13 protein-coding genes are annotated in these 15,759 nt (G+C 62.8%); 2 read left to right on the forward strand and 11 right to left on the reverse strand.

All coding sequences use genetic code 11. The annotated features are described in order from the left end of the window. Positions 1-81 precede the first annotated feature (81 nt). From guaA to ndk, 11 genes are all read right to left on the reverse strand, one after another. On the reverse strand, positions 82-1,662 hold the full coding sequence (guaA, locus tag ISP15_RS00335) for a glutamine-hydrolyzing GMP synthase (protein ID WP_404543797.1): 1,581 nt from the start codon (positions 1,660-1,662) through the stop codon (positions 82-84). A 95-nt stretch (positions 1,663-1,757) separates the two neighbouring features. Next, complete coding sequence (gene guaB, locus ISP15_RS00340) at positions 1,758-3,215, reverse strand: IMP dehydrogenase (protein WP_404543798.1); 1,458 nt, start codon at positions 3,213-3,215, stop codon at positions 1,758-1,760. A gap of 163 nt (positions 3,216-3,378) precedes the next feature. Further along, complete coding sequence (gene folD / locus ISP15_RS00345) at positions 3,379-4,230, reverse strand: bifunctional methylenetetrahydrofolate dehydrogenase/methenyltetrahydrofolate cyclohydrolase FolD (RefSeq protein ID WP_404543802.1); 852 nt, start codon at positions 4,228-4,230, stop codon at positions 3,379-3,381. A gap of 90 nt (positions 4,231-4,320) precedes the next feature. Next, positions 4,321-5,490, reverse strand: a complete 1,170-nt coding sequence (moeB, locus tag ISP15_RS00350) for a molybdopterin-synthase adenylyltransferase MoeB (protein WP_404543804.1) — start codon at positions 5,488-5,490, stop codon at positions 4,321-4,323. A gap of 118 nt (positions 5,491-5,608) precedes the next feature. Beyond that, a complete protein-coding gene (der, locus tag ISP15_RS00355) occupies positions 5,609-7,003 on the reverse strand; it encodes a ribosome biogenesis GTPase Der (protein ID WP_404543806.1) in 1,395 nt (464 codons plus the stop codon). Positions 7,004-7,021: 18 nt separating this feature from the next. Continuing rightward, complete coding sequence (gene bamB, locus ISP15_RS00360; RefSeq protein ID WP_404543809.1) at positions 7,022-8,221, reverse strand: outer membrane protein assembly factor BamB; 1,200 nt, start codon at positions 8,219-8,221, stop codon at positions 7,022-7,024. Further along, complete coding sequence (locus ISP15_RS00365; protein WP_404543810.1) at positions 8,218-8,868, reverse strand: YfgM family protein; 651 nt, start codon at positions 8,866-8,868, stop codon at positions 8,218-8,220. The genes bamB and ISP15_RS00365 overlap by 4 nt, the downstream gene beginning before the upstream one ends. Positions 8,869-9,023: 155 nt before the next feature. Beyond that, the gene (locus ISP15_RS00370) at positions 9,024-9,998 is read right to left on the reverse strand and encodes a helix-turn-helix domain-containing protein (RefSeq protein ID WP_404543812.1); all 975 of its coding nucleotides are present in this window, start codon (positions 9,996-9,998) and stop codon (positions 9,024-9,026) included. 71 nt (positions 9,999-10,069) lie between these two features. Then, the gene (gene pilW, locus ISP15_RS00375; RefSeq protein ID WP_404543813.1) at positions 10,070-10,864 is read right to left on the reverse strand and encodes a type IV pilus biogenesis/stability protein PilW; all 795 of its coding nucleotides are present in this window, start codon (positions 10,862-10,864) and stop codon (positions 10,070-10,072) included. Next, positions 10,854-11,972, reverse strand: coding sequence for a 23S rRNA (adenine(2503)-C(2))-methyltransferase RlmN (gene rlmN, locus ISP15_RS00380; RefSeq protein ID WP_404543815.1), 1,119 nt, complete (start codon positions 11,970-11,972; stop codon positions 10,854-10,856). The genes pilW and rlmN overlap by 11 nt, the downstream gene beginning before the upstream one ends. Before the next feature lie 8 nt (positions 11,973-11,980). Beyond that, entirely contained in the window at positions 11,981-12,406 is a 426-nt protein-coding gene (ndk, locus tag ISP15_RS00385; RefSeq protein WP_404543818.1) for a nucleoside-diphosphate kinase, read from the reverse strand. Between the two features lie 226 nt (positions 12,407-12,632). On the opposite strand from ndk, the gene ISP15_RS00390 reads away from it, so the two are divergent. Continuing rightward, positions 12,633-13,247, forward strand: a complete 615-nt coding sequence (locus ISP15_RS00390) for a TetR/AcrR family transcriptional regulator (protein ID WP_404543820.1) — start codon at positions 12,633-12,635, stop codon at positions 13,245-13,247. Positions 13,248-13,328: 81 nt separating this feature from the next. After that, positions 13,329-15,716 carry a 3-hydroxyacyl-CoA dehydrogenase/enoyl-CoA hydratase family protein gene (locus tag ISP15_RS00395; RefSeq protein WP_404543822.1) on the forward strand — a complete coding sequence of 796 codons (2,388 nt, stop codon included), beginning with the start codon at positions 13,329-13,331 and terminating at the stop codon, positions 15,714-15,716. Positions 15,717-15,759 lie beyond the last annotated feature (43 nt).

Genomic DNA, 15,759 nt, shown 5'->3' on the forward strand with positions numbered 1-15,759 from the left:
CGACTCGATTTGCGTCATTCGAGCCGCTTGTCGACGGAGATGTGTCGCGTAAATGACCAAAAAGGAAAGAATATTATCCCTTCACTCCCACTCGATCGTTGCGGGCGGCTTGCCGCTTATGTCATAAACGACACGAGAAACACCACGTAGCTCATTGATAATACGATTAGAAACCTTGCCAAGGAACTCATAAGGCAAGTGCGCCCAATGTGCGGTCATGAAGTCGATGGTTTCGACTGCCCGCAGGGCGATTACCCATTCGTAGGCGCGCGCGTCGCCGACGACGCCGACCGACTTCACCGGCAGGAATACCGCGAACGCCTGGCTGACGCTGTCGTAGAGATCGGCGCTGCGCAGCTCTTCGATAAAAATCGCATCGGCGCGCGCCAGCAGTTCGGCATATTCGGCCTTCACTTCGCCCAGGATACGAACGCCCAGGCCCGGCCCCGGGAACGGATGGCGATAAACCATTTCGCGCGGCAGGCCGAGTTCGACCCCGATGCGGCGCACTTCGTCCTTGAACAGCTCGCGCAACGGTTCCACCAGCTTGAGCTTCATGTGCTCGGGCAGGCCGCCGACATTGTGATGGCTCTTGATGACGTGGGCCTTGCCGGTCTTGCTGCCGGCCGACTCGATCACGTCCGGATAGATGGTGCCCTGCGCCAGCCACTTCACATGCCCATTGCCGGCGGCGGTGACCTTGGCCGATTCCTCGTCGAAAATCTCCACGAACAGGCGGCCGATGGTCTTGCGCTTGGCCTCCGGATCGGCGACGCCTTCCAGCGCCTTGAAATAACGCTCGGCGGCGTTGACCCGGATCACTTTCACACCCATGTGCTCGGCCATGGTGGCCATCACCTGGTCGCCTTCCTGCCAGCGCAGCAGGCCGGTGTCGACGAACACACAGGTGAGCTGGTCGCCGATCGCGCGATGCAGCAGCGCGGCGACCACCGAGGAGTCGACGCCGCCGGACAGGCCGAGCAGTACATGGTCCTGGCCGACCTGCTCACGCACGCGGGCGATCTGGTCGTCGATGATGTGCGCGGCGGTCCACAGCGTCTGGCAACCGCAGATTTCCGTCACGAAACGCTTGAGCAAGGCCGTGCCCTGCTTGGTGTGGGTGACTTCCGGATGGAACTGCACGCCGTACCAATGCTTGGCCTCGTTGGACATGGCGGCGACCGGAATGCGATCGGTGATCGCCGTGACGGTGAAGCCGGGCGGCGCCTTGGCGACGTGATCGCCGTGGCTCATCCATACATCGAGCGCATGGCTGGACGGATGGTCGCTGAGCCCTCCGAGCAGGCTGTCCGCCGCCACCACGTCGACGCGCGCATGGCCGAATTCGCGCACATCGGCAGCCTCCGTAGCGCCACCCAGCTGCGCAGCCAGGGTTTGCATGCCGTAGCAGATGCCAAGGATCGGCAGGCCGGCATCGAACACTTCCTGCGGCGCCTTGGGCGCGCCGTGCACAGTGGTGGATTCCGGGCCACCGGAAAGGATGATGCCTTTGGCACCAAAGGCGGCGATGTCCGCCGGGTTGTGGTCCCAGGCCCAGATCTCGCAATACACGCCGATCTCGCGGATGCGGCGCGCAATGAGCTGGGTGTACTGCGCACCGAAATCGAGGATAAGGATCTTGTCGCTATGGATAGAGGTCATGGCGGCGGTCGGCAGGGAATGAAGAAGAGAGCATGGGAATCATCGCCATCCCGTAGCAACGGGATGGCGAGCAAGCAGGACGCACCTGGCATCAATCAGGAGTTGAGCCGGTAATTCGGCGCTTCCTTGGTAATCTGGATATCGTGCGGATGCGCTTCCGTGACGCCGGCCGAGGTCACCTTGACGAATTGCGCGTTGTTGCGCACATCGTCGATGGTCGCCGCGCCGAGATAACCCATCGATGCCCGCAAGCCGCCGATCAGCTGGTGAATGATGTTGCGCAGCGGACCGCGATACGGCACGCGGCCTTCAATGCCTTCAGGCACCAGCTTGTCGGCGTCGGCCTCATCCTGGAAGTAGCGATCCTTGGAACCTAGCGCCATCGCGCCGAGCGATCCCATGCCGCGATAGCTCTTGTAGGAACGGCCCTGGAACAGCTCAACCTCGCCAGGTGATTCCTCGGTACCGGCGAACATGGAGCCGAGCATCACGGTGGAGGCACCCGCGGCCAGCGCCTTGGGAATGTCGCCGGAATAGCGGATGCCGCCATCGGCGATCAATGGGATTTCGTCCTTCAGTGCGCTGGCGACCATGTCGATGGCGGTGATCTGCGGCACGCCGACGCCAGCGACCACGCGCGTGGTGCAGATCGAGCCGGGGCCGACACCCACTTTCACCGCGTCCACGCCCGCATCGAGCAGCGCGCGCGCGGCTTCGCCGGTAACGATGTTGCCCGCAATCACCTGCACCTGCGGATAGCGCTTCTTCACCCAGGCGGCGCGTTCGATCACGCCTTGCGAATGACCGTGCGCGGTATCGACCACGATCACGTCGACGCAGGCGTCGACCAGTGCCTCGATCCGTTGCTCGGTGTCGCCGCCTACGCCAACCGCCGCACCGACCAGCAGGCGCTCATGCGCATCCTTGGCGGCATTCGGGTTGTCGCGGGCTTTCTGGATGTCCTTGACGGTGATCAGGCCGCGCAGCTGGAACGCATCATTCACCACCAGCACTTTTTCGATGCGGTTCTTGTGCAGCAGCTGCAGCACCTCGTCCTGGCTGGCACCCTCCCTCACGGTGACCAGCTTGTCCTGGCGCGTCATGATGTTGCGCACCGGATCATCGTGCTTGCGCTCGAAGCGCAGGTCGCGGCTGGTAACGATGCCGACCAGTTGTTCGCCTTCCACCACCGGCACGCCGGAAATATTGTGCGCGCGGGTCAGCTTGAGCACATCGCGGATCGAGGTGTGCGGGCCAACGGTAATCGGGCTGCGGATGACACCGGCTTCGAACTTCTTCACCAGCCGCACTTCGGCGGCCTGCTGCTCGCCGGTCATGTTCTTGTGGATGATGCCGATGCCGCCGTTCTGCGCCATGGTGATGGCAAGCCGGGCTTCGGTCACCGTGTCCATGGCGGCGGACACGATGGGAATGTTCAGTCGAAGGTTGCGCGTGAGTCGTGTGGAAGTATCCACGTCGCGCGGCAAGACTTGGGAGTGGGCCGGGACGAGGTAAACGTCGTCGTAGGTAAGGGCCTCGGCGAGGATACGCATGCGAAAAGTCTCGCTCCAAAGAGGAGATTATACGCGGGAGCGGGCTTCGATGCGACCGTACTGCGGAGCAAAACGCCAAGGCGTGCATGGCATTGCCTGCCGAAGCCGCGGGTAAGTGCATGGACGTCCGTTCGCAGCATGCCCGAACTGCGTGCCGTGCCGGTTATTCGCGCGCCTGGGCTGCTTCCAGCGTGTTCTCCATCAGCGTCGCCACTGTCATGGGGCCGACACCGCCCGGTACCGGCGTGATCCAGCTGGCTCGTTGCGAGGCCACGGAAAAATCCACGTCGCCGACCAGGCGCCCGTCGTCCAGGCGGTTGATGCCCACATCGATCACCACGGCGCCTGGCTTGATCCATTCCCCCTTGACCAGGCCCGGCTTGCCGACCGCGACTACCAGTATATCGGCCTGTCGCACGTAGGTTTCCAGATCGCGGGTGAAGCGGTGGCAGCAGGTAGTGGTGCAACCCGCAATCAACAATTCGAGCGCCAGCGGCCGTCCGACATGATTGGACACGCCCACCACCACGGCGTGCTGGCCCCGCACCGGGCGATCGGTGTGGCCCAGCAATGTCATGACGCCTTTGGGTGTGCAAGGCCGCAGGCCGAACCGGCGCAACGCGAGCCGCCCTACGTTCACCGCCTGGAAACCATCCACGTCTTTGTTCGGATCGATGCGATCGACCAGGGCGTCCTCGTCGATATGCGCGGGCAGCGGCGATTGCACCAGAATGCCGTGCACGGCCGGATCGGTATTGAGCCGGTCGATCAACGCAAACAGTTCCGGCTGTGTGGTGGTGGACGGCAAGTCGTAGCCGAAGGACCGGAAGCCAACCTGATGACACGCTTTGCGCTTGTTGCGCACATAAACCGAGGAAGCCGCGTCATTCCCGACCAGCACGACGGCAAGGCCAGGTTCGACCTTGCCCTGCGCCCTGCGTTCGCTCACGCGCTTACCGATGCGCTCCAGCAATTCCTGCGCGATGCGTTTGCCGTCAAGGATGCGTGCGTTCATGGGGTATCCTGGCCTTCCTGGAAGCGCATTATCCCGGCTTGTCCGCCAGCCTGCCACGACTTGTTTTAGTGCGGGGGAAAACGCGACCGGTCAGCCATGCACGGCACAGGCATGCTCGATATCTTCATAGCCACGGAACACGGCGGCGGATCCACACCCCGGACACGCCGGATCGCGTGGCAGCCGCGTTTCGCGAAAACGCATGCCCAGCGCGTCGAACGACAGCAGGCGTCCGACCAAGGGCTCGCCCAGATCCAGCAGCAACTTCAACGCCTCGGTCGCTTGCAGCAGACCGACGATACCGGGCAGCACGCCCAGCACCCCCGCCTCGCTGCAGTTGGGCGCGTCTTCGGCGGCGGGCGGCTCGGGGAACAGGCAACGATAACAAGGGGCATCGGCGCGACGCGGATCGAACACGCTGACCTGTCCGGTGAAGCGCTCGACCGCGCCATAAACCATGGGCATGACGAGTCGTCGCGTCGCTGCGGCAAGCAGATAGCGCGCCGGGAAGTTGTCGGCGCCATCGATAACCAGGTCGTGTCCGGCGAGAAGGCGCTCGACATTGCCGGCGTGCAAGCGTTCGTTGCGCACATTCACCTGGACCCGTGGATTGAGCGCGGCCAGCGTCATGCGCGCTGATTCGGTCTTGGCCATGCCCACGCGCGCATCGGCATGGATAACCTGACGGTGCAGATTGGAGCGTTCAACGCGATCGTCGTCGATCAGTGTCAGCCGCCCAATCCCTGCCGCGGCCAGGTACAGCGCCGCCGGCGCACCCAGGCCACCGGCACCAAGCAGCGCAATGCCGGATTGCTCGAGCTTGAGTTGCCCTGCTTCACCTACTTGCGGCAGTCGCAGCTGACGCGCGTAGCGGTCCGCGGCATCCGCGTCCAGACTACCCATGCTTACCGGCAGCCCTTCGCTTTTCCATCGCTCGAAACCGCCAGCCACCGAGGAGACGTTGCGATAGCCCATACGCTGCAGGGCTTCGGCGGCAAGCAGGGAGCGGCGGCCGCTTGCACACAGCGCGAGAATGACACGGTCGCGATTTGGCTCGCTGTCTTCGATCCGCAACTCCAGGAATCCGCGCGACAAGGCCAAGGCCCCGACTGGAATTCCCCCAGCGCGCTCGCTGTCTTCACGCACATCGAGCAGCAGGGCGCCTTGCGCCTGAAGGCCGAAGGCCTCGCCGGGGGGGATCTCCAGTACGCGCTGGCGCAGTTCGGCCAGCCAGGAATCGCGGTCAAGGGGCTTGCTCATGCCGCACAGTGTAGCTCGCCAGGATTGATCGCTAAGTCTACGGCACTGCCCTATCCGCCCGGCGCACGCGCCGGGGCTTCGTGAAACAGCATTCGCGGGAGCGCGGTATGGCTTGTGGTTACTTGCGGCGCTTCATCTCGCGGATCATGCGTTGACGCTTGCGCTGCTGGGCTTCGGTCAACACATTTCTCTTGCCGGCGAAGGGATTGTCTCCATCGCGGAATTCGATGCGGATCGGCGTGCCTTCCAGCTTGTAGCGCTGGCGGAAGAAATTTTCCAGATAGCGGCGGTAGGCAGGCGCGATGTGCTTGGTGCGGCTGCCATGGATAACGATGGTGGGTGGATTGGTGCCGCCTGGGTGGGCGAAACGCAGTTTCGGCGCATGCCCGCGCACCAGCGGCGGCTGATAGCTTTCATACGCGCGCTCCAGCGAGCGCGTGAGATCGGACGAACCGAGTTCGCGCGTGGCGGCCGTATGCGCGCGCACGATCGCGCGCATCAGCTCGCGCAGGCCCGAGCCATGCAGTGCGGAAATAAAGACCTGCTTGGCCCACGCCACGAATCCAAGCCGCCGTTCCAGCGCGCGCTGGCATTGTTCGCGCTGGTACGCATCCATGCCATCCCATTTGTTGACGGCAATCACCAGCGCCCGGCCCTCGTCGAGCACATGGCCGATGAGGGTGAGGTCCTGGTCGGAAAGGTTTTCGCGCGCATCGATCATCAGCACGACAACCTGCGCCACCGCCATCGATTGCAGCGTTTTGATGATGCTGAACTTCTCGAGCGCCTCTTCGACCCGCGCCTTGCGTCGCACGCCGGCGGTATCGATAAGGGTGTAACGCTTGCCGTCGCGTTCCAGCGGCACGCGAATGGGATCCCGCGTGGTGCCGGCCACGTCGGAAACGATCAGTCGCTCCTCGCCGAGCAGTCGATTGATCAGGGTCGACTTGCCGGCATTGGGACGCCCGACGATGGCGACGCGAATTCCGTCGTCCTGTTCCGGCGCAAGCTCTTGCAGCTCTTCGGGCAGCAACGGTAACGCGGCTGCGATCAGGTCTTCCGTGCCGCGGTTATGCGCCGCGGACAACGGTACCGTGCGGGCGATGCCGAACACGGCGAATTCCGCCATTGCGTTCTGTTCATCCAGCCCGTCGGTCTTATTGACGGCGACGATGATCGGCTTGCCACTGCGCCGCAGCTCATCGAGGATGCTTCGATCCTGCGGCAACAGACCGTCGCGCGCATCGACCACGAATACCAGCACCTGCGCTTCGTCGATGGCGAGGCGGACTTGCTGTGCGGTAAGCACATCAAGCCCTTCCTCGACACCCGACAGGCCGCCGGTATCGACGACGACGAAAGGACGTGCACCGGTGCGGCAGACACCGTAATGGCGATCGCGGGTAACCCCCGGCATATCGGCCACGAGGGCGTCGCGGCTTCGCGTCAGCGCATTGAAAAGGGTCGATTTACCGACATTGGGACGACCGACCAGGGCGATGACGGGCAGCACGAATCATGATTTCCGGAATTATTTCGCGCCGAGACGATAGGCAGCGAGATGACCTTGCACGTCTTCGACGTATACCAGGTCGCCCGCCACCACCGGCTGCGCACGAATCGCTTTCTTGGACAGGCGTTCGCGACCGGCAAGCGCACCGTCACCGGTCTGCAGCCAATGTACGTAGCCTTCGATGTCGCCGACCACGACGTAATCACCCTGCACGGCAGGTGCGGTCAACCAGCGATATTTCAGCGCGTCGCTCTTCCACATGTCGGCGCCGGCGCTCTTGTCGAATGCCCACACCTGGGAATCGATATTCGTGCCGAACAGACTGTTGCCGCTGGCGGCCAGCGAGGTGTAGGTGGAGAACGGTCGCGCCCATAACGGCCGGCCGCTGGGGCCGTCCACGGCGGTCAGGTTGCCGTGGTAGGCACCGGCATAGAGGGTGCTACCGTCCAGCAGAATGCTGCCGTCCGCATCGTTCATGCGGTCGATGTCGGTGCGCCCTTCACCGCTGGCGAGCTTCTGCTCCCACAGTTTGTCGCCGTTGTCCAGGCGCAGCGCGATCAGCTTGCCGTCGTCGCTGCCGAAAAACACTACGCCATTGGCCACCAGCAAGGGGCCATTGCCGCGCAGGCTGAGCAGCGGCACATTGCCCTGATCGTTCACCCAGCGCCTTTCGCCAGTATTGCTGTCCAAGCCATATACACGGCCGTCCTGCGTGCGAACGATGGTGAGCGGACCGGCAATGGCGGGCGAATCGATCACTTCGGAAGGCAGGGTGCTGCTCCAGCGCTGGCTGCCATCCTTGACGTTGATGCCATAGACATGGCCGTCAAGGGTGCCGATGGCGAGCAGGTCGCCAGCCACCGCGGGGCCGCCGGAATAGAAGGCATCCGGGCGCTTCTTGTCGCCCCAGCCGAACCAGCCATGCGTGCGGCTCTTCTTCTCCCACAGGGTCTTGCCTGTGTTGGCGTCATAGGCGGCGATCACGCCGTCGGTGCTGGCGGCATAGAGTACGCCGCCGACCACCGTCGGCTGCATCCGCACGCCGCTCACGCCTGCGCCATGACCGACGCGCGCGGTCCAGACCTTGGTGGTCTGCACGGTCGGCTTGAAGTCCTTGGCCAGCGGCGTCGGCGGCTGGATGTTCTCTTTCTTGAAGGAATGACAGCCCGCCAGAGCCACCAGCGAACCCGTCAACACGATCAGCCAAAAACGTTTCATGCACCCTGCTTCCCGGCCGCGGCCAGATCGTCGATTTTCATTTGCACTTCGTTGTCCTGCTGCACATGCGGCCCCATTGCCTTCACGGCAGCCTGGTAGGCCTTGAGGGCATCGTCGCGCCGTCCAAGCTTGACCAGCGCATCGCCGCGTAGTTCCTGGCTCTCGATGGCGTAACTGTTGGCGGGCATGCGATCGAGCACGCTCAGTGCATCCTGCGCATTGCCCTTGGCCAACTGCACATGCGCCATGCGCAGCTCCACCAGCGCCTTCAATGCTGGATCGGTCGCATGTTGCTCGGCCCAGGTGAGCGATTCAATCGCCTTGTCCAACTGCTTGTCTTCCACCTGCCGGCGCGCGCGATCGCTGACTGCGAACATCGCATAAGGCGTATCGGCAAAATTGTTCATCAGCTGCTGGGTAAGTACGTCGATGGCGTTGCTATTGCCGCTGTCGAGCACCGACTGCAATTGCTGGTAGAGGCCAGATGCCTCGGTCTGATGCGCAACCCGATGATTGCGCCACTGCTGGTAGCCGAATATGGCAATCAGGCCGATGACGACGCCTACGACGATCGACAGGCCGTTCTGCCGCAGCCACTTTTGTACACGTTCGCTTTGTTCGTAGTCGTCGTAAGCATCAAATGCCATGCAATCACCGTATCGCAGGAGGCGCGCCACAAGAGGCGCCAGAAGAGAGATTCTCGGCTGCCGTGCCCAGCGGGCACGAGCATCGCCCACCTTGGGGTGGACAATGCGCAAGCATAACCGATCAAAGGATGCCGAGGGGCCGAAGCCAAGCCGGCTTAGGCGCCTGCTGGTGCTGCCTTGCCATTCTGGATGTCGACGCGGAAATGGGCCACGTTGGCGTGCCGGTACGGATCGAGCGCCAGCGGCTGGCCATCGACATGGACTTGCGCTCCGGCTGCGTTGCCGATGCGCACTTCCAGTGCCTGATCGCTGCGATAGGTCTTGCTGGTGCCGGCTGGCAACAGGCCATATTCCAGGCGCGAGCCATCCTTGCCGATCACTTCGACCCAACTGCTGTTGGCCAGATCAAGCGTGACACTGTGCGATCCGCTGCCGGTGGCAGCCGGAGCCGCCCCGCCTGCCGTCGGCGCGATGGAAGCGTCACTGTCGAGGCTGGGTACCGGGACCATCGAGGCCAAGAGCGGCTGCTCGGACGCATTGCGCGCACCCACGGATGACGCTGACGCCGGCGGCGATGCCGAGGGAGCTGCCTGGGCCAGCGCCGCGCTGCCGACCGGCGCATTCGACACGCTGCCGGCCGAAGCCGGCAGCGTCGAGGGTGGCGCATCCTGCTGCGCCACAGGCGCGGCATCGAGTGGCGCAAGGTGGCTCATGTCGCGGGTAAGCGTGCCGCGCATGCCCAGCCATACGGTGGGCACGGCAATCACCAGCGTCAATATCACGTAAGTAGCTGCGGTAGCGTAGCGATCAAGCAGGTAACGAGAATGCGACACGCCACCGGTGGCCACCAACGGCGGCTCGCTTGGCTTGAGCCGCGCGACGGCAGCTTCAGCATCGGCGTCATCGATGCCCAGATACTGCGCATACTTGCGGATATAGCCACCGAGATAAACCTGGTAATCAATGCCGTCGAAGTCGTTGCTTTCCAGCTGACGCAGTACGCGCACAGGCAGGCGCAAGGCATGACCACAGGCTTCGAGATCCAGTCCCCGCGCTTCGCGCACGGCGCGCAGGCGCGAGCCAAAACCAGGAGCCTCGTTGAAGCGGAACTCGGCAGCGCTCTTATCCATGTTCGCTGCGGTCGCGGCGGTTGCGTCGGAGGTGGACTCCTCCTGCCCTGCCGGATTGGACTGCTCGGAAATCATGGGCGTACGGTTTGATTGATGGCTTGTGCCTGTTCCGAATCCGGGAACTGGCTGGTTAGCCGTTTGCTGTAGTTCTGGGCCGCGTCCGTGTTGCCCAGGTGAGATTCGATTTCATAGCCAAGCTTGAGCGAATCGGGGTTGGTCTGGCCCAACGCATCGAAACGCTGCAGGAAAGCACTGGCGTGGAAATAGTCGTGATTGAGATAGAGCACGTTGGTCAGCTGCAACAGCGCGTCTGCGTCATTGGGGTTGCGCTGCACGGCTTGCCGGAAACTGGCTTCGGCGCCGACGCGGTCATTGAGCCGCAACTGGCATACGCCTTGATTGGTCAATGCCACCGCCGGTGTCTGGTAAAAGGGATCGGCGACGGCCTTGGCGAAATAAGGCAGGGATTCCTGTGCCTTGCCTTCATGGCACAGGAACTGTCCCAGGTTGTTATTGGTGTCGCCCTTGTCCGGTTGCAGCTCGACCGCCCGGCGATAATGAATTTCCGCATTGGGCAGGTCATTGATGCGCTCGTAGATGTAAGCCATCACTGTCTGCGCGGGGACGAAGGCCGGGTCGTCGGCAACGGCGATCTTCACCTTTTCCAGCGCGCCCTGCAGATTGCCGATCTCAATGTAATGCTGGGCCAGGCGCGTGTGCACGTCCGCCGCGCTCTGGGCTTTCTGTGCCTTGGTCTGCTCGGGCAGGGTGGGATCGGAAGGCGGTGGCGGAATCGTCAATGAGCGATGGCATCCGGCCAACAGGACCAGCCCGCATACGCCCAACAGAACGCGATCACGCCGCATGGGCTGCATCCTCGGCCAGACGCTTCTGGAATTCCGCCTGGCGCCGCGTGCGGTCCAGCACCTGCCCTTTCAGCTGACCGCAGGCCGCGTCGATATCATCGCCGCGGGTACGGCGCAGCATGGTAAGGATGTTCGCGTTGAGCAGTTGGGTCTGGAACGCACGGATCACTTCCGGTTCCGAGCGCTCGAAGCGCGTGCCCGGGAACGGATTGAACGGAATCAGATTGACCTTGCAGGTAGGCAGGCGACGCATCAGCTTGATCAGCTGCCTTGCGTGCTCGGGCTGATCGTTCACGCCTTTCATCAGCGTGTACTCGAAGGTAATCGAAGTGCGTGGCTTGCGCGCAATCCAGCGTTGGCACGAAGCCACCAGTTCAGCAATTGGATAACGCTTGTTGAGTGGCACCAGTTCGGTGCGCAGCTCGTCGTTTGCCGCGTGCAGCGAAACGGCCAGCGATACGTCAATGCTTTCGGACAGCTTGTCGATCATCGGCACCAGGCCGGCGGTCGACAACGTAACGCGCTTGGAAGCGAGGCCGAAGCCAAGGTCGTCGCGCATCAGGCCCATCGCCTTCACGACATTGTCGAAATTCAACAGCGGCTCGCCCATGCCCATCATCACCACGTTGGTGATGCGCCGGTTCTGGTGCGTCACATTGCCCAGGTACTTCGCCGCCACCCACATCTGGCCGATGATTTCAGAGGTGGCGAGATTGCGATTGAAACCCTGGGTCGCGGTGGAACAGAACTGGCAGTTCAGTCCGCAGCCTACTTGCGAGGACACGCACAAGGTGCCGCGCGTGGGCTCCGGGATGTAAACCGCTTCCACCGCGTTGCCGCCATCCATGCCGAGCAGCCATTTGTGCGTACCGTCGGCAGCACCTTTCTCGAACATGGTCTTAGGCGGCCCGATGTAGCACGAGGCTTCGAGCTTGGCGCGCAGTGCCTTGCCCACATCGGTCATGTTTTCGAAGTTGTCTTCCAGGTGGTGATAGATCCATTTCATCACCTGCTCGGCACGATACGGCTTCTCGCCGAGCTGCGCGAAAAAGTCGCGCAGCCCCTGGCGATCGAAGTCGAGCAGATTGACCTTTTCCACCGGGTTCACATCACATCTCAGCGAGGGAAGACTTCGGTTGTGGCGAAGAAATAGGCGATCTCGACCGCTGCCGTTTCCGCAGCGTCGGAACCGTGTACCGCGTTGGCGTCGATCGAATCGGCGAAGTCGGCGCGGATGGTGCCCTTGGCGGCTTCTTTCGGATTGGTGGCGCCCATCAGCTCGCGATGCTTGAGCACTGCATCCTCGCCTTGCAGCACCTGGACCATGACCGGGCCGGAGATCATGAATTCCACCAGCGCATTGAAGAACGGACGTTCACGATGCACTGCATAGAAACCTTCGGCTTCTTTGCGCGAAAGATGCTTCATCTTTGCGGCAACGACTTTAAGGCCCGCCTTCTCGAAGCGTGCATAGATTTCGCCGACGACGTTCTTGGCGACAGCATCGGGCTTGATGATGGAAAGGGTGCGCTCCAGCGCCATACGGTCTGCTCCGGGTATGCGGATATTTGATGGGCGGCCTGACTTAAGTCGTCAGAGAATTTAGAACTAAATGCGTCACGAAATGCGGATTTAGCTCACGAAAGTTTGACAGATTCTAGCCCATAAGCAACCCCGCCCATCGGTTTGGCAAACGAGCGTTTGACGCCTCACGCCCCTCGCGCGTATGCTCAAACGATCGTTTGATTCCGTTCGATAGGCGACGCCCGTGAACAGCTCTGCCACTACGAAGGAACGCATTCTCACCGCTGCCGAGGCGCTGTTCGCCCAGCGGGGATTCGAAGGCGCTTCGCTGCGCCAGCTGACCGCCGCCGCCGGCGTCAATCTCGCTGCCGTGAATTACCACTTCGGCTCCAAGGACAATTTGGTCGAGGAGGTCTTCAGGCGCCGCCTCGACCAGCTCAGCGCACGCCGCCTGGCCGCATTGAAGCGAGTCTCCGGCCAGCCCGACACGACGCTGGAAGACGTGCTCGGGGCCTTCATCCGGCCGGCGCTGGAGCTTTCCCATGATGGCGGCGGAAGCCTGTTCATGCGCGTGCTGGCCCGCGCCTTTGCCGAACACGACGATAGCCTGCGCAAGTTCCTGTCCGACAATTACGGCCATGTCATGCGCCAATTCACTACAGAGTTCGCCCGGCTGCTGCCCCACCTGAGCAAGGAAGAGCTCTACTGGCGTATCGATCTGGTAACCGGCGCCCTGACTCATGCCATGTCTGGCTTCGGCATTATCCAGCGCAAGAGCGACGTCAGCGAAACCGTCCATCGCGAACAGACTGCCGCCCACCTGATCCGCTTCGCCGCCGCTGGCCTGAGCGCCCCCTGATTTGTCGCCAGCCAGCCGCAACCGCCCTTTCTCGTTCACTTTCCTCGCTCACCTGTTCCGCATTCGTACCCGGAGAAGCCAATGACCGCTCCATCCTCATCCAAGCCAGCGCTACGCATCCGCAAGGCCGCCGTGCTCGGTGCCGGCGTCATGGGCGCGCAGATCGCCGCGCACCTGACCAATGCCAACGTCGAAACCGTGCTGTTCGATCTGCCCGCGAAGGACGGCCCCAAAAGCGGTATCGCGCTGAAGGCGATCGAAAATCTTAAGAAGCTGTCGCCGGCCCCCTTGGCCGATACCACCCGTGCCGCGTCGATCATCCCGGCCAACTACGACGACGACCTGGCACACCTGGAGGATGTCGACCTGGTGATCGAGGCCATCGCCGAACGGATGGACTGGAAGCTGGATCTGTATAAAAAGATCGCCCCGCACGTCTCCAAGTCCGCCGTGCTGGCCAGCAATACCTCGGGACTGTCGATCAACGGCCTGGCCGAAGCATTGCCGGAAGAGCTGCGCCATCGCTTCACTGGCGTGCATTTCTTCAACCCGCCGCGCTACATGCACCTGGTGGAGCTGATTCCGACCAGGCTCACGGATGCCAGCGTGCTCGAAGGGCTTGAGGCCTTCCTCACCACCACCGTCGGCAAGGGCGTGGTGTACGCCAAGGACACCCCGAACTTCATCGGCAACCGTATCGGCGTGTTCTCCATGCTGGCCACCATGCACCATACCGAGCAGTTCAAGCTCGGCTTCGACACCGTCGACGCGCTGACCGGCCCCGCCGTGGGCCGCCCGAAAAGTGCCACCTATCGGACTGCCGACGTAGTCGGCCTGGATACCATGGCGCACGTGATCAAGACCATGGCCGACACCCTGGCGGACGATCCGTGGCACGAATATTTCAAGGCACCCGCGTGGCTGAGCGGCCTGATCGAACAGGGCGCACTGGGCCAGAAGACCGGCGCCGGCTTCTACAAGAAAGCGGGCAAGGACATCGTGGTGCTGGATGTCGCCAAGCGCGACTACCGCGCGTCCGAGCAAAAGGCTTCCGATGAGGTGGCGGCCATCCTCGCCATCAAGGATCCGGCCGATAAATTCGCCAAACTGCGCGCTTCCAATGATCCGCAGGCACAGTTCCTATGGGCCACGTTCCGTGACCTGTTCCACTACACCGCCTATCACCTGGCCGATATCGCCGACACCGCGCGCGACGTCGATTTCGCCATCCGCTGGGGTTACGGCTGGAAGCTCGGCCCGTTCGAAACCTGGCAGGCCGCTGGCTGGCAACAGGTTGCCAAATGGATCCAGGAAGACATCGACGCCGGCAAGGCGATGAGCAAGGCGCCGTTGCCCGCCTGGGTCACCGACGGCCGCGCCGGCGTGCACGGCAAGAGCGGCTCCTACTCGGCCGCCGCCCATGCCGACAAGCCGCGCTCGCACCATCCGGTCTACCAGCGCCAGCTGTTCCCCGACCCGCTCCTGGGCGAGAAATTCGACCAGGGCAGCACGGTATGGGAGAACGACGGCGTGCGCCTGTGGACGCTGGGCGAAGATGGCGTGGGCATCATCTCGTTCAAGACCAAGATGAATACGGTCAACGACCAGGTGCTCGACGGCATCCAGCACGCGATCGGCGTGGCCGAGGAAAAGCTCAAGGCGGTAGTGATCTGGCAAACCGGTGAGCCATTCTCCGCCGGCGCGGACCTGAAAGGCGCGCTGGGTTTGCTGCAGGCGGGCAAGGTCGACGACTTCAGGTCAATGGTGGCTAACTTCCAGCGCACCAGCATGCGCATCAAGCATGCGCTGGTGCCGGTGGTCTCGGCGGTGCGCGGCCTCGCCCTCGGCGGCGGTTGCGAATTCCAGATGCATTCCGCGCGCACGGTAGCGGCACTGGAAAGCTATATTGGCCTGGTCGAGGCCGGCGTCGGGCTATTGCCCGCTGGCGGCGGCCTGCATGAACTGGCTATTCGCGCCGCGCAATCCAACCCCGCTGATCCGTTCGAATCCTTGAAGAAGGTGTTCGAAACCGTCGCCATGGCCAAAGTGGCCGGCAGCGCGCTGGAAGCCAGGCAAATGGGCTTGCTGCGCGATAGCGACGTGGTGGTGTTCAACCCCTACGAACTGCTTTACGTCGCCAAGCAGGTGGCCATCTCGCTTGCCGAAAGCGGCTGGCGCGCGCCGCTTTACAACCGCCAGGTGCCGGTGGCCGGCGACGTCGGCACGGCCACATTCAAGGCTTCGCTCGCCAACCTGCAGGCTGGTTATTTGGCCTCCGAGCATGACGTGGCGATCGCCACGCGCATCGCCGATTGCCTGTGCGGCGGAGACATCGAACGCGGTTCGCTGGTCGACGAGGAATGGCTGCTGGAACTGGAGCGCAAGCACTTCGTGGAACTGGCGCAGACGGAAAAGACCCAGGCCCGCATCGCGCACACCATGGCCACCGGCAAACCGCTGAGGAACTAACCCTCCGTCGTTCCGACGAACGCCGGAATCCCGCGATTTGGAT

This window comes from Dyella jejuensis, assembly GCF_044904675.1.
Lineage (GTDB): Bacteria > Pseudomonadota > Gammaproteobacteria > Xanthomonadales > Rhodanobacteraceae > Dyella_B > Dyella_B jejuensis.